Origin of the sequence: Phyllobacterium sophorae (assembly GCF_003010965.1) — a bacterium.
Lineage (GTDB): Bacteria > Pseudomonadota > Alphaproteobacteria > Rhizobiales > Rhizobiaceae > Phyllobacterium > Phyllobacterium sophorae.
Genome location: NZ_PGGM01000001.1, coordinates 1 through 18,615, shown reverse-complemented (window position 1 = coordinate 18,615; position 18,615 = coordinate 1). Strand labels below are relative to the sequence as shown.

The 18,615-nt window shown below is 57.8% G+C and carries 19 protein-coding genes and 2 pseudogenes; 3 read left to right on the top strand and 18 right to left on the bottom strand.

What is annotated here, in order from left to right; genetic code table 11:
- Positions 1-2: 2 nt before the first annotated feature.
- The 6 genes from CU103_RS00105 to CU103_RS32445 form a co-directional block, all read right to left on the bottom strand.
- Positions 3-1,034, bottom strand: a complete 1,032-nt coding sequence (locus tag CU103_RS00105; protein ID WP_170116977.1) for an ABC transporter permease — start codon at positions 1,032-1,034, stop codon at positions 3-5.
- Positions 1,031-1,828 carry an ATP-binding cassette domain-containing protein gene (locus CU103_RS00100; protein ID WP_162707254.1) on the bottom strand — a complete coding sequence of 266 codons (798 nt, stop codon included), beginning with the start codon at positions 1,826-1,828 and terminating at the stop codon, positions 1,031-1,033. Before CU103_RS00100 ends, CU103_RS00105 begins: the two co-directional genes overlap by 4 nt.
- A gap of 73 nt (positions 1,829-1,901) precedes the next feature.
- Complete coding sequence (locus CU103_RS00095) at positions 1,902-2,840, bottom strand: ABC transporter substrate-binding protein (protein WP_106661910.1); 939 nt, start codon at positions 2,838-2,840, stop codon at positions 1,902-1,904.
- A gap of 174 nt (positions 2,841-3,014) precedes the next feature.
- Positions 3,015-3,635 carry a cupin domain-containing protein gene (locus CU103_RS00090; RefSeq protein WP_106662570.1) on the bottom strand — a complete coding sequence of 207 codons (621 nt, stop codon included), beginning with the start codon at positions 3,633-3,635 and terminating at the stop codon, positions 3,015-3,017.
- 102 nt (positions 3,636-3,737) lie between these two features.
- The gene (locus CU103_RS00085; RefSeq protein WP_106661909.1) at positions 3,738-4,478 is read right to left on the bottom strand and encodes a DMT family transporter; all 741 of its coding nucleotides are present in this window, start codon (positions 4,476-4,478) and stop codon (positions 3,738-3,740) included.
- A gap of 33 nt (positions 4,479-4,511) precedes the next feature.
- Entirely contained in the window at positions 4,512-4,634 is a 123-nt protein-coding gene (locus CU103_RS32445) for a hypothetical protein (RefSeq protein ID WP_280954567.1), read from the bottom strand.
- A 227-nt stretch (positions 4,635-4,861) separates the two neighbouring features.
- On the opposite strand from CU103_RS32445, the gene CU103_RS00075 reads away from it, so the two are divergent.
- On the top strand, positions 4,862-6,016 hold the full coding sequence (locus CU103_RS00075; RefSeq protein WP_106661907.1) for a fumarylacetoacetate hydrolase family protein: 1,155 nt from the start codon (positions 4,862-4,864) through the stop codon (positions 6,014-6,016).
- Position 6,017: 1 nt separating this feature from the next.
- Here CU103_RS00075 and CU103_RS00070 read toward each other — a convergent pair whose 3' ends face one another.
- The 8 genes from CU103_RS00070 to CU103_RS00035 are packed head-to-tail and all read right to left on the bottom strand — an operon-like array spanning position 6,018 to position 13,998.
- On the bottom strand, positions 6,018-6,956 hold the full coding sequence (locus tag CU103_RS00070) for a phosphatidate cytidylyltransferase (protein WP_106661906.1): 939 nt from the start codon (positions 6,954-6,956) through the stop codon (positions 6,018-6,020).
- Positions 6,949-7,605 carry a lysophospholipid acyltransferase family protein gene (locus tag CU103_RS00065; RefSeq protein WP_106661905.1) on the bottom strand — a complete coding sequence of 219 codons (657 nt, stop codon included), beginning with the start codon at positions 7,603-7,605 and terminating at the stop codon, positions 6,949-6,951. Before CU103_RS00065 ends, CU103_RS00070 begins: the two co-directional genes overlap by 8 nt.
- Before the next feature lie 21 nt (positions 7,606-7,626).
- Positions 7,627-8,049 (bottom strand): hypothetical protein, encoded by a 423-nt coding sequence (locus CU103_RS00060; protein WP_106661904.1) that lies wholly within the window; start codon positions 8,047-8,049, stop codon positions 7,627-7,629.
- Complete coding sequence (locus CU103_RS00055; protein WP_106661903.1) at positions 8,042-9,388, bottom strand: phosphatase PAP2/dual specificity phosphatase family protein; 1,347 nt, start codon at positions 9,386-9,388, stop codon at positions 8,042-8,044. The genes CU103_RS00060 and CU103_RS00055 overlap by 8 nt, the downstream gene beginning before the upstream one ends.
- Positions 9,385-11,163 carry a bifunctional alpha/beta hydrolase/class I SAM-dependent methyltransferase gene (locus tag CU103_RS00050; protein ID WP_106661902.1) on the bottom strand — a complete coding sequence of 593 codons (1,779 nt, stop codon included), beginning with the start codon at positions 11,161-11,163 and terminating at the stop codon, positions 9,385-9,387. Before CU103_RS00050 ends, CU103_RS00055 begins: the two co-directional genes overlap by 4 nt.
- A 25-nt stretch (positions 11,164-11,188) precedes the next feature.
- Positions 11,189-11,806 (bottom strand): CDP-alcohol phosphatidyltransferase family protein, encoded by a 618-nt coding sequence (locus CU103_RS00045; RefSeq protein WP_106662569.1) that lies wholly within the window; start codon positions 11,804-11,806, stop codon positions 11,189-11,191.
- A 47-nt stretch (positions 11,807-11,853) separates the two neighbouring features.
- Positions 11,854-13,218 (bottom strand): GGDEF domain-containing protein, encoded by a 1,365-nt coding sequence (locus tag CU103_RS00040; protein WP_106661901.1) that lies wholly within the window; start codon positions 13,216-13,218, stop codon positions 11,854-11,856.
- An 18-nt stretch (positions 13,219-13,236) separates the two neighbouring features.
- Positions 13,237-13,998, bottom strand: a complete 762-nt coding sequence (locus CU103_RS00035; protein WP_245448520.1) for a transporter substrate-binding domain-containing protein — start codon at positions 13,996-13,998, stop codon at positions 13,237-13,239.
- Positions 13,999-14,225: 227 nt separating this feature from the next.
- On the opposite strand from CU103_RS00035, the pseudogene CU103_RS00030 reads away from it, so the two are divergent.
- Positions 14,226-15,976 (top strand): annotated as a pseudogene (locus CU103_RS00030) (putative bifunctional diguanylate cyclase/phosphodiesterase).
- Positions 15,977-16,003: 27 nt separating this feature from the next.
- Here the strand turns inward: CU103_RS00030 and CU103_RS00025 are convergent.
- From CU103_RS00025 to CU103_RS32705, 3 genes are all read right to left on the bottom strand, one after another.
- Entirely contained in the window at positions 16,004-16,303 is a 300-nt protein-coding gene (locus CU103_RS00025; protein ID WP_146147735.1) for a hypothetical protein, read from the bottom strand.
- Between the two features lie 251 nt (positions 16,304-16,554).
- Entirely contained in the window at positions 16,555-17,283 is a 729-nt protein-coding gene (locus CU103_RS00020; protein WP_280954566.1) for a site-specific integrase, read from the bottom strand.
- Between the two features lie 60 nt (positions 17,284-17,343).
- Positions 17,344-17,565 (bottom strand): hypothetical protein, encoded by a 222-nt coding sequence (locus CU103_RS32705; RefSeq protein WP_106661898.1) that lies wholly within the window; start codon positions 17,563-17,565, stop codon positions 17,344-17,346.
- Positions 17,566-17,679: 114 nt separating this feature from the next.
- Here CU103_RS32705 and ku point away from each other — a divergent pair, with 114 nt between their 5' ends.
- The gene (gene ku / locus CU103_RS00010) at positions 17,680-18,489 is read left to right on the top strand and encodes a non-homologous end joining protein Ku (protein WP_106661897.1); all 810 of its coding nucleotides are present in this window, start codon (positions 17,680-17,682) and stop codon (positions 18,487-18,489) included.
- 14 nt (positions 18,490-18,503) lie between these two features.
- Here the strand turns inward: ku and CU103_RS00005 are convergent.
- A pseudogene (locus tag CU103_RS00005) lies at positions 18,504-18,615 on the bottom strand (IS110 family transposase); the annotation flags it as partial.

Genomic DNA, 18,615 nt, shown 5'->3' with positions numbered 1-18,615 from the left:
CCTCAGCGGCTCCGGATGGCACCGCGGAACAGGCGGAAGTTCAGCCAGATCGCAATGAGGATGATCGTGCCAGTGACGATGGGCGTAAGGAAGGGTGACATATGCGCAAGGATCAGCCCGTTGGCGATGACAGCCACAGTCATGGCGCCGAGTACGGTGCCGACGAGCGTGCCCCTGCCACCGAAGAGACTGGTGCCGCCAAGCACGACGGCCGCGATGACCTCCAGCTCGAAGCCTTGTCCGGCATTGGATGAACCAGAACCGAGGCGGGCGGCGAGGATGATACCGGCCGCAGCAGCGGCAGTGCTGGAGAGGACATAGACCATCAACGTTGTCAGGCGCGTATCCACACCGGCGCGGCGCACGGCCTCAGCATTGGCACCAATGCCGGTCACATAACGGCCGAAGCGGGTTTCATTGAAGGCGAGATAGGCAACGACAAGCACGGCCAGGGCGATCAGCGCAGGCACGGGCACGCCGAGGAACCAGGCGCGGCCGATGACCGTGAACGGGCTTGTCGCTTCGACCGGGATGGAATAACCGCCGGTGATCAGGAGCGCGATGCCGCGGATGACCGATAGCCCGGCCAGCGTGACGATGAATGCCGGGATGCGCTCATAGGCGATGAAGAAACCCTGGATTGCGCCGACCGCTGCGCCGAGCAGCAGCATGGCAATGATGACCAATGGCCAAGGCAGACCGGCTTGCAGCGTGACGGCAGACAGGGTGGCAACAAGCGCCAGAACTGAACCCACCGAAAGGTCGATGCCGCCCGTGGTGATGACGAAGGTCATCGCAGCCGCAACGATGAGGAGGGGCGCTGATTGCCGCACAATATTGAGCAGGTTCGGTGCCGTCAGGAACGCGTCGGTCACGACCGAGAAGAGCAGGCAGACGACCAGAAAGAAAATGGCAATGGACACGACGCTGCCATTGGCCATGAAGCGGTCACGAAGGGTGCTTTCCCGCACGCGCGATTGGGCGGCAACGGGGTGGAGCGCAGCGTTGTCACTGGAGGTCGATGGATTGCTCATGCGCGTGCTCCATTGTCCTGACGGGCCGAACGGGCCTGGAATTTTCGTCCAACGATCAGGTTGACGACGTCCTCGATGCTGGTGTCCTCGATGCGCCGTTCGGCGACATTGCGGCCTTCATACATCACCTGGATGCGGTCGCAGACGAGGAACAGATCCTGCAGGCGGTGGGTAATGAGAATGACACTGACCCCGCGGGCACTGACCGCGCGAATAAGGTCAAGGACCGCTTCGACCTCGGCGACGGCGAGGGCGGCGGTCGGTTCATCCATGATGAGAACGGAAGGCTCGAACGAGGCAGCGCGGCCGATGGCAATGGACTGACGCTGGCCCCCGGAGAGGTTTTCAACCTTCAGGCGCGTATCAGCGATGACGATACCAAGGCGATCCAGCATGGTTCTGGCTTCGTCATGCATGCGCTTCTTGTCGAGAAACGGCATGCCCAAAACCCGGCGTCTTGGCTCGCGTCCGAGGAAGATATTTCCGGCCACATCAACCGTGTCGCACAGCGACAGGTCCTGATAGACCATTTCCACGTGCTCCGCCCGGGCATCGGCGGGGGAGGAAAAGGATACTGCCTTGCCGTCGATCTCGATCGTCCCGGCGTCCGGAATGACCGCCCCGGAGAGCACCTTGCTCAGGGTAGATTTGCCGGCGCCGTTGTCACCGACGAGGCCGAGCACTTCGCCGGGCTTCAGGTTCAGCGAGACGTCGTCAAGCGTCTGGATCGTGTTGTACCGCTTGGATATGCCGGTCATGCGGACCCGGTAAGTTTCGCTGTCAATATTGTTCATCGCAATACCATTGGGTTCAAATGCCTCGGGAGGGGGCGCGGCATGTGCGGCCGCGCCCATCACGGCTCAGGTTCTATTTGAACATGCCGCGGAACTGATCGACATTCTCCTTGGTGACGATCGTCACCGGAACATTGATGATAGGTTCGACCTTTTCGCCCTTCTTGAGCTTGGTGAGCGCCTCAACTGCGGCCTTGCCTTCGCCAGCAGGGTCCTGCTGCACGACTGCTGTGACCCAGCCCGCATCAATGCCTTCGACGGCCTGCTTGGTCAGATCCCATCCGAAGACCTTGACGTCGCCGGTACGGCCCTGGCTGGTAACAGCCGAGACGGCACCGACAAGTGCTGGCTCGCCTGTCGCATAGAGCGTCGTCATGTCCGGATTGGCGGTCATCAGGTTTTCGGCCGCGGTCAGGGCAACGTCCTGGACGTTCTGGCCATCGACCGTATCGAGGAAGGTGATCTGCTGGCCGCTGTCGGCAACGGCCTTCTTGAACCCGTCGAGACGCTGATTCTGGATGAAAGAGTTAAGGGCACCTATCACGCCGATCTTGGCGGTGCCGCTCATATTTGCCTTGACGTAATCCGCATAGAACTTGCCGATGTCTTCACCTGCCTTGGTGTTGTCGACGCCGACGAAAGCGACATTGTCGCCGTCCGGTATCTGCGCATCGATAGCGATAACGGGAATACCGGCGGCCTTTGCCGCCGTGATGGCAGGCTTGACGCCGTTAACATCGATGGCGACGAGAATGATGCCGTCAACTTTCTGGGTTATGTAGTTCTCCATCGCGTCGTTCTGGGCGCTGGGAACATTGTTGGCGTTAAAGATCACGAGTTTGGCGCCAGCAGCGTCAGCGGCTTTTTGCGCACCCTCGTTGATCTGGTTGAAGAACAGCGCCTGCTGATTGATCGTCACGAGCGCGAACGTATCGGCGAAGGCGGACGAGCCGACGGCAAGTGTGATGGCGATGGCCGCAGCGCAGCCGGAGAGTAGCTTGGTAAGACGCATTCCGATTCCCCTTTTTTCTGGTTTAATCGGCCCATGTGCGAGCCCACGTAAAACTGAACGCAGAGGCATCATTCAAGAGACTTGAATGTATGTCAAGTAGTTTGAAGACTGAAATTCAGTTATCAAAAAATGTGAGAAAAATCAGGTTCGATCAAAATGATCCGGGTCCTACGCTCAGAATGTCGGGGGCGTGTTGACCCAAAAAATGCTTGCCCGTTCAGAGCCCGTGTTGCGGTAGTGGTGCGGCAGGTCCGAATTGAAAACAAAGGAATCGCCGGCGGAAAGCAGGAACTGGCGTTCGCCGACGATCAGCTCGATTTCACCGGCCAACACATAGCCGACCTCTTCGCCGGCATGCTGGATGGGCCCGGCACTGGCGCCGTCTTTTTCGATATGGTGGATGTTGCATTGGAGCAAATGACCCTGCGAATAGGGAATGATACGCTCCAGCGAGATACCTTCGCCGCGCCGCAAGGGATCAAGTGCGATCAGCGGCCTTGCCCCGGCACGAAAGACGATGCCTTCCTCGCCGTCGGATTCCTCGAACATCCAGCCGATATTGGTCTCGAGAACCTGAACCAGCCGGTGAAGCATGGGCAGGGATGGCGATGCCTTGCCGTTCTCGATCTTGGACAACAGGCTTTCCGAGCAGTTGGCCGCTTCGGATAGCGCTTTCAGCGTCAAGCCACGGGTCTGGCGTGCCAGTTTCAACCGCGTTCCGAGCCGCGATGGATTGGCATCGGCAATCTCCCGGGAATTGTCGCGGGCCTGTTTGTCCAGTTCGATCTTGTTCATTTGCCTTGCCGTGACCTGCAGTTTCGACCGGTCGTTGGCATACATTCGCGCTCATGCAATGACAATGCAAGTTCTTCTGCAGCAAGGGCCGATGCGAAACCTTCAGGAGGTTCCCTTCTGCTGCAGCAGGCGCCGCTCCTTCGCCTTTCTCTGCGTTCCGGTTATGACGTGAACGACAACGGCAGCGAAGACAATCGAACCGCCGATCAGCGTACTCGCGCTCGGGATCTCACCAAAAACCAGCCAGATCCAGAGAGGCGCCAACGGAGCATCGAGCGATCCGATCAGGGCAGTTTCGATCGCCGGCAAACGTTTGGCGCCGAGAGTGAAGAGAGCAAGGCCGACGGCGGAAACCAGTATGCCGAAAAGGGCGATAAGCAGGAGGTTCTGGGCGGAAACGGCGAGAGGTTCACCGAGCGGCCAGCAGATCAGCGAACTGACAAGCGCTGACAGGCATGCGGCGGGCATAACGGAAATGTCGGGGGCACGCCGGACAATAATCATCAGTACCGCCATGCATAGCGTCATGCCAAACGCCAGGAGGTCGCCGAAGAGTGAACCTTCGGCGCCCACGCCAACCATGATCACAACGCCGATCAATGCCGCGATGCTGGCGAGGATAGCGCCGGCCGTCGACCGTTCGCCCATCGCAAACCAACCGAGGACAGCGGCGACGAAAGGAATGGTGGCGTAAATTACGGCCACATGAGCGACGGTTGTCTCCTTGAGAGAGTTGATCAAGAACACCATGCCAAGCGCGGATACCGCGACGAACAACCAGCCAGGGAGGCCAATATTCCGGAAGCTTTTCCAGAACGGGCCATCTTCTGCGATCGCGATCACAGCGGCAATTCCGAGAGAGCCGAAAATGCCGCGCTAGGCGAGGATCGTCCAGCTGTCCAGGGGGATGACCCGGGTGAAAAGCCCGGCCAGGCTCCAGGCAACGGTGGAGGCCGTCACAAGGATCAGTCCAAGTCGATATCCGGCTGCCGGGTTCATTGATTGTCCCGCGAATGATGTGCTGCTGCGCTGATCTAGCTCCGTGTTCGCACCCCATGGCAAGGTTACGCGGAAGAAAATTTCCCGGCCTCCTGGCAATGCTGTGTCAGGAGGCGCGAGATTGCGACCTGTGGCCTTGATTGGCGGGTTGCTCTGCCGCATAAATGCGGCCCTCGAAACCTTCGTTTCCGTCCAGCACGAAACGCTACTTGTCAGGAATGCGAATTATGTCAAATGCCGTCGTCCCCAGTTCCGGTGTTCTTGTCGGAAGGGCCAAGGTGCTCGGCCATGCCTACCCGCGGATTGTCACGGTCCGCGATGGCGCGGTGCTGGATATCACCAGCAAGACTGCGCCAACGGTGCGCGATATCGCCGAATTGGAGAATCCGGCGGGGCATGTGGCTGATGCAACCGGAACAAAGCTCGGCGATGTCAATGTGATCGTTGCAAACAGCTGGGCAGCGAAATTCGATCCAACCATTCCCGCTCTGCTCTCGCCGATCGATTTGCAGGCGGTCAAGGCTTCGGGCGTGACTTTCGTCGCGTCATTGCTGGAGCGCGTCATCGAGGAGCAGGCAAAGGGCGACAAGGCCAAGGCTGACGCGCTGCGCGAAGATGTGCTCAAGCTCATCGGTGCGGATCTCTCGCAGATCGTGCCCGGGTCGCCCGCCGCAATGCAGGTGAAGGAAGCGCTGATCGCCCGCGGTGTCTGGAGCCAATATCTCGAAGTCGGTATCGGACCGGACGCGGAAATTTTCACCAAGGGCCAGCCGATGTCGACGGTCGGCTTTGGCGCTGATGTCGGACTGCATCCAATTTCGAGCTGGAACAACCCGGAGCCGGAAATCGTGCTGGTGGTTTCGGGCGCCGGACGCATCGTCGGAGCAACGCTGGGGAATGACGTCAATCTGCGCGACGTGGAAGGACGCTCCGCACTGCTGCTCGGGAAGGCCAAGGACAACAATGCGTCCGGATCGGTCGGGCCGTTCATCCGCCTCTTCGACGGCGATTTTACCATCGAGACGGTCAAGACGGCGGAGCTCAGCATGCGCGTCGAGGGCGAAGACGGCTTCGTGCTCGACGGGCATTCCAACATGGCCAAGATCTCGCGCACGCCGGAATCGCTGGTCGAGGCGACCATTGGGCGGCACCACCAATACCCGGACGGACTGGTGCTGTATCTCGGCACGATGTTCGCACCGGTGAAGGATCGCGATGGGCCGGGCAAGGGCTTTACCCACAAGATGAACGACATCGTTTCCATCTCCACGTCATCGTTGGGTACATTGTCGAATCGCGTCCGGCTGTCGACGGAGTGCGCGCCATGGACTTATGGCGTGAGCCATCTGCTGCGTGATCTCGGCAAGGCGGATCTGCTCTAGCTCACGTCCAGAAGTAACGGACTATGTGAAAGAAGACTGGCGCGGCAAAGACAAGGCTGTCCGCGCGGTCGAGCATGCCGCCATGGCCCTCGATCATATGACCCCAATCCTTCACGCCGCGATCGCGCTTGATGGCCGATGCGACCAGCCCGCCAAAGAAGCCCATAATGCAGGCCAGCCCGGCCATCAGTCCGGACTGCAGCGGCGTGAAAGGTGTGAGCCAGGAAAGCGCCGCACCAAGCAGTGAGGCGCTGATGATACCGCCGATCAGCCCCTCCCAGGTTTTGGAGGGCGATATTTTCGGTGCGACCTTGTGCTTGCCGAACAGTTTTCCGAATACATATTGCAGCACGTCGCTGCCTTGGACGGTGGCGATGAGAAAGGCTATGAGCAGCAGGCCTTTGTCCTCGAAACCCGGTACAGGCAGCGTCAACAGCGCCGGTACGTGACTGATGCAATAGACGGAGAGCATGATGCCCCATTGCTGTTCGCTGACGCGCTCGAGGAAGCGGGCCGTATCGCCAGAGATTGCTGTCAGCGCCGGCATGGCCAGGAAGCAATAGACGGGAACGAAGATCGCAAAGAGCCCATACCAGTCGATCCAGAGCAGGTAGTATTGCACCGGAATGATCACCAGAAACATGCCGAGCAGGATCCAGTGATCACCGCGCCGCGTGTGCGTCAGCGTCACATATTCGCGCAGTGCGGCAAACGAGACAAATGCGAACAGCAGGATGACGCCGCCCTTGCCGAACAGGAAGGCAATGGAGATGGCGGCAACCATGATCCACCACGCCTTGATGCGCGAGTTAAGATTGGCGAGTGTCGAGGGGAGCGCATCGCCCTTGCGTGTGCTCCTCCAGCTCAGCGCGGTGGCAACGGCACTTGCGATAGTCAGTACACCGAGAAGGCCGAGGAATAGCCAGACCGTTTCAGTCATGATTGAGCGCCCTCTGGTGTTCCGGATCGAGTTCGAGCAGTGCTTGCCGGGACCTGTGCAGAAAGGCGTGGCGGTCCTCGCCGGGCTCAAGGATAACCGGCGTCCCGAAGATGACACGGCAAAGCAGCGGCACCGGCAGGAATGCGCCCTTCGGCAGAACGCGCGACATGTTCTCGATCCAGCACGGAACGAGTTCCACATCGGGGCGGGCGAGAGCGAGATTATAGAGCCCGGAGCGGAAGCGCAGCAGCGGCTCCTCGGTCATGTTGCGCGTACCTTCGGGAAAGATGATCAGGGATTGGCCCTCCTTCAGGACATCCAGCATGATGACCATCGGATCTTCCGCGCGCTCGACCCAGTTGCGCTCGACCAGCACGGTGTTGAGGAGGTCGCGCGCCAATACATGACGTATCTTGTTCTTGCGCCAGTAATCGGCGCCAGCGACGGCGCGGGTACGCTCGCGTTCTTCCGGAAGCAGGCAGGAGGACAGCAGGATGAAGTCGCCATGGCTGGCATGGTTGGCGAAATAGATGCGCTGGCGTCCCAGCGGCGAACAGCCTTGCCAGATCGGCCGCACGCCCGTGATGGCTCGCGCCAGTCCGGCAAGCGCCATGGCGGCCGCGCGCCGCAGCAGTGGTTTTGCGTTCATTCTTGTTCCCCCAGACCGGCGCTAGGCAGTCCACAGCCCATAGGCTGTCAATGCAGCGAATAGAGCAAGAAAAGACGCAAAAGCAAGGTGCAGTTTTGTCAGCAGGCGGTTGGTTCCCGAGATTCGCGCTTGAAGCGGCCGCGTCACTTTCGGGCACTTGCGCAGATGCATGCGTTCAAGAAGATCGTCGGCGGCACGGCAGCCGGCGGTCTCGTCCTCGTGGGAGGCAATAAAATTGAAAAGCGCCGCATCGAAGCGGAGATAGACGGCAAGAAAAAGCGTGATCAGTCCGCCAATGATCATCAGCGGCCAAAGCCAGCCGAACAGGGGGCCGCCCGCATCACCGACAATGGAGGAGGCAACCAGCAACAAACAGGTCAGGAAGCCATAGGTATGCGCTCTGTGCTTGAGCCGGGCGGCAAATGTGGCAGCATCGTTATCCATTCTCTGGCCGCTCCTCCGCGATGGCAATCATCTCTTCTGTCAGATGGATCCGCCTGCCCTTGCCTTCAATCAGGCGTATGGCATCGGCGGCATTCTTCGCGTAACCGTAGCGCAAGAGCCAGAAGCCGACAGCCGCCGCACTGCGCTGGAAACCAAGTGCGCAACAAACGAAGACCGGCCCCTTGCTGCGAGCATTTTCGATCGCTTCCGATGCCTTTTCAAGCTCGACGCGGCCGGCCGGGAGAAGGTCAAGTGCCGGAAAGGCCTGCCACTCAACCTCCACGTTAGACGGCTTTGCCAACTCACTGGTCATGTCGATTACGGTGGCAAAAGCCGATAACTCGGATCGCTTCGGCAGGCGCCCAAGATGTACGCCGCAGCACACGTGAACCGAGGACGCGAGTTTCCTTGTCCACAGATAGCTGTTGGCCATGGCACCAAGCCGGTATGGAGCGAGGAGCCACCGGCTGGCGAAGGAGACTGTTCCGTCGGCGGCTTTCTGAAAGACACTGGCACCAGCACCGAAATAGCCAGCGGCAACGAGCGCAAGCGCCAGCGATGGCCAGAGAAAGATCAGGTAGACCGCTGAATTGTATGTTCCCAGCACCGTCAGCAAAACAAAGACCAGACTGCCCCCGGCGTAGTATGAGCCAATCCTTCGGGCTCGGGCGTCGCTGGCCAGCCGGAATCCGGCCAGCGGCGACGGTGTATCGCCGGGAAAAAGCCACAAGGCGAAGACACCAAGCAGCACGCCGGTCGGTATGTCGATAAAATGATGCTGGTAGGTTGTGAGGACGGAAAGGCCGATCAATGTACACCAGGCGTGCCAGATCCGCAGCGCACCACCGGAAAGGCGCCGGTGCCAATGCATCCAGATGATGACCAACAAGGCGATGTGGAGCGACGGAGCCTGGTTGAACGGTTTATCAAACCCGCCGAGGAGGTCGAAAAGGAAGCCGGACGCACCGCTTGTCGCTGGTTTCTGGAAAATTGCGGTTAGAGGGAAGAGGATGAAGCAGCTGACTGCGACGACCTGCGCGGTCAGATAGCGCTTTGCCAGCCGGTCGACCTGGATAGGGGTGTCATTGAGGAAAAGCGAAAGGCCATAGAAAAAATTGATCGACCAGTAGGGGAAGATCGTCCATGCCATGAAGGGGATCGCATGTTCCCAGGTGAACGTGATGTTGGGAACATTCGCACGTTGGGAGGCAAGCCAGTTGGTTGCACCATAGGAAATATAGAACAGTGGTGTGAGCAGGAGCAGCCAAAGGACGGCGCGCTTTGCCACAGCCTTGTCGAAACGCCATTCCCCGATGGGTGCGATGGTTTCTGCTGTCATAGGCGTTCTGCGATGGAAACGGTGAAGATGCCCCATTGATCGATACGCTGTTCGATCTTTCTGAAGCCCGCCGCCGCGACCAGCTGGTCCATTTCAGCCTGTGTCCGGCGTCGCATCACCCAAGCCTCACCACCGCGATGGGAAGTAAGCGCCCGCGCGATCATTTCGAGCTGCGGGTGCCATGGCTGGTTAGTATAAAGAAGCAGGCTGCCCGGTTTCATCGCCCTTGCCAGACCACCAAGCGAGCGCTCGATCAGGCCATTGTCCGGGAACAGCTCATAGAGGCCGGAGACAATGGCCATATCGGGTGAAGGGATGGTCGCCGCCAGCTTGTCACCGTCGAATGCGTCGGCCTGATGAAAGCTCGCGGTATCCTTGAGCCCCCGTTCCGCGATCAGCCTGCTCCCCGCCTCGACATTGATCGGCGAATAGTCTTGCAATCGAACGCTGTCCGGTTTGATTGCGGATTTATCGATGGCATCGAGCACATACCGGCCATGACCGGCGGCAATATCGAGCATATGCGTCGGGCGGCCAGCTTCCCGCAACCGGGCAAGCGCAATGCGGGTCAGTTCTTCCAGGTGCAGTTTGCGCTGGCGAATACCGCGCCAGCCAATCGCATCGAGAAACTGCCGGTCGATGAGCCGCCCGCCCGGCCCAAGCCCGCGCGGCTGGTTCTCGTAGACATAATCGAGGGTCGATCCCGAATCGAAGCCGGTTTTGACGCCGGTCTCCAGTCCTTTGGAGAACAATGCGCTGACACGAATGGAGGTGCGGTAAAAAGCCCAGTAAAGCCCTTTAACCGACAAAAGATCATGGGGTGAGGAAAGCCTGTCCTGCTCGTCGCGGGTGAATCCGGTCTCATCGGCATTGGTGACATCAAGGGTAGCAGGCTCCGCGGCGAAGCGATCGGCAATGAAGCGGCGGACATGGGCGACTGCGATGCCGCGATCCTTCTCGCCCAGCGTGTCATGAAAGAAGCCTTTCAGCACATGCCGCTCTTTCAAAGGATGTGCCAGATTCTCGTAGAAGCGATGTTGCGGTCCATGGCGTACCACCCAGTCGCTGCCGGAGATCAGCAGCTGGGTGGGTACGATGATGGAGCGCGCGTCGGCGACAACGCGGTCCGCCGTCTCATAGAGATCGAGCAAAACATTGGAAGCGATGGGGCGGGTGATCAGCGGATCGCTTTCAAAGGAAGCAATCCGCGCGGGATCGTGGGTGAGAAATTTTGCCTTCACATAGGAATTGACGAAGAACTGGCCCTTCAGCTTCTGCCATAGCCAGATGCCCTCACGGGCGAAAGGCACATAGAGTTTGACGCTGAAGGCCGGCGAAGCCAGTACCAGCGCGCGGATTGGCGGTGCGTAGTCGTGAACCCAGGTGGCGGCCAGAACGGCGCCGACGGATTGCGCAACGACCGCCATGTCGCTGACCGCAAAGCCGTCGACCACACTGATGTGCTGAACAAAGCTATCGAGATCGTGGACCGATGCGGCGAAGGATGGCGAAAAGCCGCGCACGCCGGGCGAGCGGCCATGGCCGCGGGCATCCCACGCATAAAAGGCGAAGTCATGCAGGCCAAGTTCTTCAACCAGATGGGCAACGCGCCCCCCGTGTTCATGGCCGCGATGCAGGAGGACGATTGCGCCTTTGGCCTGGCCGGATTGCGCCGGCCATTTGCGATAGAAAAGCTCGGTCCCGTCATGGGTGCGAAACGTCATTTCTTCGATTGCGCCTGCCACCGCAGGATCAGATAAGGGTTCAGCGCGCATTGTTTCTCCGGATGGAATGATCATTTCAGGAAATCGATGAGTTGGCGCGGCGGAGGCCAGCACGGATGCGGTTGAACATGGTGTAAAGCGACAGCAGCGCCATGAGTGGAAAGACCCAGCCGAACCAGGCCGGCAAAACCACGCCGCTGCCAATCAGCGCCGCGATAATGCCGAGGGCAAGAGCGCGGTCACTTTTGCCGAAGGGGCCGTCATAGCCCCGGCCGCCGCCGATCATCACGCCGAGAACACCAGCATATTCAACAAGCAGGGCTGCGATGGCGAAGGCGACCACCCCTGGCGCGGAAAACGGGGCGACGAGGAGGAAGGGCAGGATGAGCGCCACATCAGCAATCACATCGCTGACCTCGTTCAGACAGGCACCTAGTTTCGATGCCTGGCCGAATTCTCGCGCCATCATCCCGTCAATGGCATTGAGCGCCATCCGAACAAACAGCACCAGGGGCAGAATCCAGAAAAGTGGCGTGGTTTCCGGATAAAGCGCGATGATCGCTCCCGCGATAACTGACAGAGCCAATGCTGCAACTGTTATCTGATTTGCCGTCGCGCCGGCGGCGACGAGCCGGCCAACGAGCGGACGCAACAGGTTCTGAAATGCCGGCTTGATCGAATAGAGCGTTGGCATGAAATCATCCCCCATGATTGCGCCGCGTATATCCAGCCTACATAACCTTAGGCGGGTATGGATTTCAAATCAGTTCGGCCAGAGGAGGGAAGGGATTTGACGATATTTCGTCCGCTGTGTTTTGCGAGATAAAGCGCCTTGTCGGCGTTTTCAAGCAATTGGGACGAAGTCTCGAATTTGCCACTCTTGAGAGTGGCGACGCCAACGCTTGCGGTTATGCGGATAACTTCATCGTAACTCGTCTTTATGATCAGGCTGCTGAGGGAAAGCCGGATTTTTTCAGCCTCGGCAATTGCTTCCTGCAGGTTGCAGCCGGGGAATACCACTGAAAACTCCTCGCCGCCGTAGCGGGCCGCATGACATTCGCGTTCCGCACAAACGCTGCGCAACACATTCGCTGTCATCTTAAGGCACGTGTCGCCCATCTGATGGCCGTAATGGTCGTTGATGGATTTGAAATGGTCGAGATCCACCATCAGAATTGCAAGGTCGGTTCCGTCTTGTGCGGCCTTGGCAAACTCCTCACCCAGACGCTTTTCGAAACTTCTGCGGTTCGCAAGCGTCGTCAATCCGTCCTCTTCCGACAAAGCCTGGAGAATTGAGTTCGTCCTCAATAGATCGCTCGACACGCGGCCATAGGCCTCGATAGCTTCGTAGATCGTTGACAGCTCGCGAAACAGGGGCCGTCGAAGCTTGAAATTACGACCTTCGTGGCGGTCAATCGATTGCAGACCTTCGATGGCCGAGTTTATCGGCGTGATGATGTGTCTCGCTACGACATAGATTGCGCCAACTGCCGTTGCGACCGGAAGAATCAATATGATAATCCAGGCGATCTGGATCATTCTTGCCGTGCGTTGGATATCCCCGGACATGCCATAGGCAAGGACGGCGGCGTCGCTGATCATCGATTGGCTCAACTTGTCGGTCACCCGCATTGCGCTCTGATAGGTTTCAAGAGCTTGCTCTTCCAGTTCCGCCCTGACGGCCGGGTCCGGGCCGATACCAGTGCCGTAGTCCATCCTGCGCACTTGCTCCCGGATGGCGACTATCCTTTTGACTGAAGCCCCAACATCCATGACGCCTTTAGCCAGTTCATTATTTTCGTCCAGCGTGAAGCTTTGAGCGAGGACATGTGTCTGGAGTTGAAGCTGCCGTTCTAGTTCCCGATCCTTGGCAAGATAGATTGAGCGGGCAAGTGAAGCCAAACGCTCGACCTTGATCGCGTTTCGGTTCTGGCTGAGCACCAGCGGCAGCTGCTGTTCCTGCGTGTATCTCGCATCGCTTTCGATCTTGCGCAGGAAGACGATGGAAAAGCCCGCCGCAACGATTGCATAAAAAAGCACAAATCCGATGAGCAGTCTGCCAGCGGCAGCCATCGATATCTGAAAGCCTTTTTTCTGTGCGGTCATGCGGGAGCCAGTCTGGATCTAGTAGATGCTGAAGGGAAAGTATGCGTTATTGATGCGATCGTAGGTCCCATTGAGGCGTATCTGGTCCAAAGCCACATTGACTTTCTTGATCAATTCCGCGTTGCCCTTGTGAGCGGTGATATGTGCCGAGCTTTTCAGGAAGTCATTGGTGACAGGATCGCCGACATAGTCGAATTTCGAGCTCTCGGGCGCTTGGAGGAAAGTCAGCAGGTCTATCGAATCAGCCAGGATCAAATCCACCTCTCCCGCCTGGAGAAGTTTCTGGGCTTCCGGCTGGTCCTTTGTAAGTATTATCTTGCTGTCGGGATAGTTCTTCTTGAGGTATTCCGATTGAATTGTCTGGCTACCTGCGGCGATGCGGAATCCCTTCAGTGCCGCGGGAGATATGTCCTTGAATCTGTTTGGATCGGCGGCAAATGCCGAATGTGAACGATAGTAAGGAGCAGAATATTCCATTCTCTTGGCGCGTTCCTCGGTCAAGGACATGCTGGCGACGACGAGGTCATACTCGTTCTTTTCAAGCCTGCCGATGATGTCATCCCAGGGAACCGCTACAAACGAACACGTTGCGTTCATTTGCTGGCACAGGGCCTTTGCGATATCCACATCGAACCCGACGAGATTGCCAGAGGCATCGAGAGAGTTAAACGGGGGATAGGCTCCCTCCGTCGCGACCTTCAGCTTCAATTCATCTGCCGTGGCCGCGTTTCCCCAAGCGAGAATCGCGATTGCTGCTGTCACCAAAATTGTCGTTTTCATTCCTGTCACCCCCAATATCCGACAATAACAGAGTCGCCCAGCTGGAATGAATAAATGGTGAGTGGCGGTGACTATCTGTGAATATGCTTGACGCATCTTAAATGCGTCCGGTTGCATTGGATGGTTCCCTGCCTCAAGGCTTGCTCTAATTTCAGCAACAATATTTTCTTAAGGGAGATTATTCAGGATATAGATCGGGGAACGGGTGGAGTTGTTGCGAAGATAAAATGAAATGGGCAAGATCAGAGCAGGAATTTCAGAATGTTCTCCGCCGGCTGGAGCTGGCGCTTGATGCATCGCAGATCGGCGTTTGGGAACACAATACAGGGACCGATGAGGTACTCTGGGATTTGCAGATGCACCGGCTCTATGCCACCGCCACCACGAATGGCAAAATAACTCCGGCCCAATGGGTTAGTGCCATACATCCGGATGATCGCGCGAAGGCCGAACAGGACTTTGAAGAAGCTATTCAGCGCAAGGGGGACTACTTTTCCGAATTCAGGATTGTCCTGCCAAACGGGGATGTCCGCCACCTGCGGTCGAGAGCACATTATTACGAGAATGGTCATACCGGAACATTTATCGGTGCGGAATGGGATGTTACCGCCGATGTGCTGCTGAACCGCGAGCTCTCCCATCAGAAAGCGATCGCCGAAGCGCGAACCCTCGCCCTCGAAGCAAGCACCGCCCAGATCGAATATGCGGCGGAGCATGACTATCTCACGGGCCTTCCCAACCGGCGCTATTTCGACAAACGGCTCGCCGAACTTGCGAACGACACCAGTCTCGAACAACTGGCGGTTCTCCATATCGACCTGGATTATTTCAAACACGTCAACGATACAGCGGGCCACCTGGCAGGTGATGCGGTACTGAAGTCTGCCGCCTTGATGATAGCTTCCGTCGTTCCGGAGGGCGGGTTCGTAGCGCGCATGGGCGGCGACGAATTTGTCATCCTGATATCGGATTTCTCGATGCTGAGAGAGCTGGAAGTGGTGGCGGAGCATGTCGTAAGGCTTCTCAAGCAAGGCGTATCCTACAGCGGCAGATTGCTGCAAACCGGCGCATCGATTGGTGTGGCGTGGGTGAATGATGGGAACGCCGCAAATCTTCTGGCTGAATCCGACGTAGCGCTCTACCGCGCCAAAAAACTGGGCCGGAACAGGGTGGAATTTTTCGCGCCACATCTCAAGACCGAGCTTTCCCGCGACCGCCGAGTGGCGGAACATGTCAAACTCGGGATTGAAAGAGGCGAATTCATACCGTTCTATCAGATACAGGTCTGCGCCCGAACGCAGCGCATTGTCGGCATTGAAGCCCTCGCTCGCTGGAACCATCCCAAGCGCGGGCTGCTCGCGCCCGAATCCTTCTTGAAAGTGACGACGACGCTGGGACTGATGGCTGAGTTCGATGCGGCTATCCTCAAGGCTGTGTTACGGGACCGCCAGTCATGGCAGGAACGCGGGATCGACGTTCCGCGCATTGCAGTCAATACATCGGCGAACGATTGTCCGATCCTTCTCTGATCGATCAATTGCGGCAGCTGAATATCCAGCCTCACACGCTTTCATTCGAACTGCTGGAGACGATTTTTCTGGATGAGATCGAAGATGACGTACTCTTGAACATTGCACTGCTAAAGCAAATGGGTATCGAGATAGAAGTCGACGATTTCGGTTCCGGGCATGCCTCGATCATCGGATTGCTGAAACTCAAGCCGAAACGGCTGAAAATCGACCGGCGCCTCGTCATGCCGATCACAACCTCGCGGGAACAGAGGAGCCTGGTCAGGTCGATCGTCGATATTGCCCAGACGCTCGGAATAGAGGTTACGGCGGAAGGCGTTGAAACGCCTGAGCACGCGAAACTCTTGCGCCGCCTTGGCTGCGACACGCTCCAGGGCTATGCAATCGCCTATCCGATGCCTGCAACGGATCTGTGCGATCGTCTGCTGACACAACAAAACACGTTGTGAGGTTACGATGGCCGCTTTTCTTTCCGTTTAATGTTCGGTTCGCGGCTCGGACAGTGACGCTTCGGTATGCCCGAACGGAAACGGCTTTTGAAAATATCCGCGTACGGCCAGGAAATTAAGCTCGCGGTTCGCGGCCATCGCAGCCAAATCGTCTTCGTCGCGAATGCCGCTTTCGAACATGGTCATGATGACGCGTGCAAGCTCGTTGCAACGTGCATCGGTTTTTGGACAACGATCGAGCAAGAGCGATGCCTTGTTATGCGCACGCTGCATGATTTCCCAATCAGTCGTCGTAAATATGCGTCGGTCTCGATCTAGAAAAGCCATGACACGCTCCCAACTCTTCGGGCGAGAACACATCCGAGTTGCGGGTCGCCGTTCCCGCAGGCTGGCAATATTGAAAAAGCTAAGCGCATTTCTCGGATAGCCGCAAATCGAATTTAATTCTGCAATCTTCCGCACCACTTACCGCAATGCGGAATCCCGGTCAGCATCATCAAATTAGACAAGGGCCCCTCCTCCTTTTGGCTGTACCCGGTAGAATTCAACTAGCCGGGTCATCTGTGGCTTCAAAATGTTCAAGTGGTTGCTCGTTCCAACAGACGCATGAGCCCGGTTTCGGCGCCGCTGAGACCTTTGCGATAAGGGGCCCGGAGCAGCGAACGATCGAGTTCGCCAGCCTTGAAGCAGTCGGTTACCAGCGGGTGAACATAGCTCGACCGTGTCACTGCGGGTGTATTGCGCAGGAACTCGGCAACGTTACGCATGGCGGCCGCAATGGCTCGCTTTCTGGCGGCATCGGTCTTGGCTTCGATCCCGGTCAGAAACTCAAGAGCGCGCGCAGAGCCATGAAATGTCCGGAAATCTTTGGCGCTGACTTTCGAGCCGGCGATTTCGCGCAAGTAATTGTTCAACTCGCCCGCATGCAGGCTGCGCCAGCGGTGATCGGTTTTATATTGAAAAAGCCTTCCACGCCTTTTCAATGCTTTCAATCGCTTCACAGCGGACCGGTCCTTGATCGTTATCTCGTTCATCTTCTTCGACTTCCCGGCAAAGATGAAATTGGCGACATTGCCGCTGATCTTGAGGTCGCTGCTCTTGAGCGATGCGATGCCCCGGCCACCGTCCTTGGCGTATTTCTCATGACCTGCCCGAAAAGCCTTCTGGTCGATAAGCTTAACCGCAAGCGCAGCTAGTGGCCGGCTCGACGTGGGTGGACGCTGCATGTCGCGGAGGATGCGTTTGCGAATACGGGGAAGCGCCTTGCCGAAAGCGAGCAAGCGATGAGTCTTCACGCTGTTGCGCACCGACTCCCACTTCGGGTGGTAAATATACTGGCGCCGCCCGAGATCATCCTTGCCGATGGCCTAAATATGTCCGCTCTCGGAATCGCAGCAAAAAACCTCAGTCCAGGCAGGGGGGATGACAAGTGAAGCCATGCGTTCGGCGTGCTGCCTGGAAACCGGACGGCCATTGGCGCGAATGTAGCGAAACCGGCCGCAGTATGGTTCGCGTTTCACGGGGAATGCTTCCGGATCAACAAGTTCCAGGCCAAGCTCCCTTGCATAGTCCGCATAATCCGGCTGCATTTCTTCACCCTGTTGCTGCGAGTCAAGAACGCCAACGCAACGGGTCGGTTCCCTTAGGGGCAGGACCTGTTAATATGCATCGTTGTTGCAGTTCATAAGAGAGAGGCGCGCGCCATGGCTCCGCGGTCATTCTGGAAAGGGTATCTCAAGCTCTCGCTCGTGACTTGTCCGGTGGCGATGGTGCCCGCCACGACGGATGAGGAAAAGGTGCGCTTTCACACGCTGAACCGGAAAACCGGCAACCGTGTCGTTAGCCAGTACGTTGATTCAGTGAGCGGCAAGCCCGTCGACGAGGATGACGAGGTCAAGGGCTATCAGCGCGGCGAAGACGAGTATGTCATGCTTGAGGATGACGAAATCAGTGCGGTGGCGCTTGAAAGTACCCGCACGATCGACATCGAGATGTTTGTGCCGCGCGAGAGCATCGACTGGATCTGGTATGACAAGCCGCATTACCTGACACCGGACGATCCGGTAGGCGAGGAGGCTTTTTCGGTTATTCGCGATGCCATGGAGGCTACCGGCAGAGTGGGGATTTCACGACTGGTCATGTACCGGCGCGAGCGGGCAGTGATGCTGGAGCCGCGAGGCCCCGGTATCGTGCTGTGGACGCTGCGCTATGGTGATGAGGTACGTGATCGAGATGCATATTTTGGCGATATCAGGGACGGCAAGGCCGATGCCCAATTGATGACGCTGGTTAAAACGCTGATCGATGAGCGAACCAAGCCATGGGATCCGAAAATGGTCGACGATCCTGTGCAGGATCGATTGCTTGAAATCATCGCGGCGAAGAAAAAGGGGAAGAAGCGGCCGGCCGCCGCAAAGGCGACGGAGGTCGAGCCTTCCAGCAATGTCATCAATATCATGGATGCGCTGCGCAAGAGCATCGCGGGCGAGAGTAAACCGACAAAGAAACGCTAGAGTATCCGTTTTGATCAAGTGGCTTTTTGGTTCCATTTTCGGTTGTCGCGCAGGAGCGCGTTGGCGAGGACGATAAGTTTTCGCATGATTGCAGTTATAGCGACCTTTGGCGGTTTTCCAGTCCCG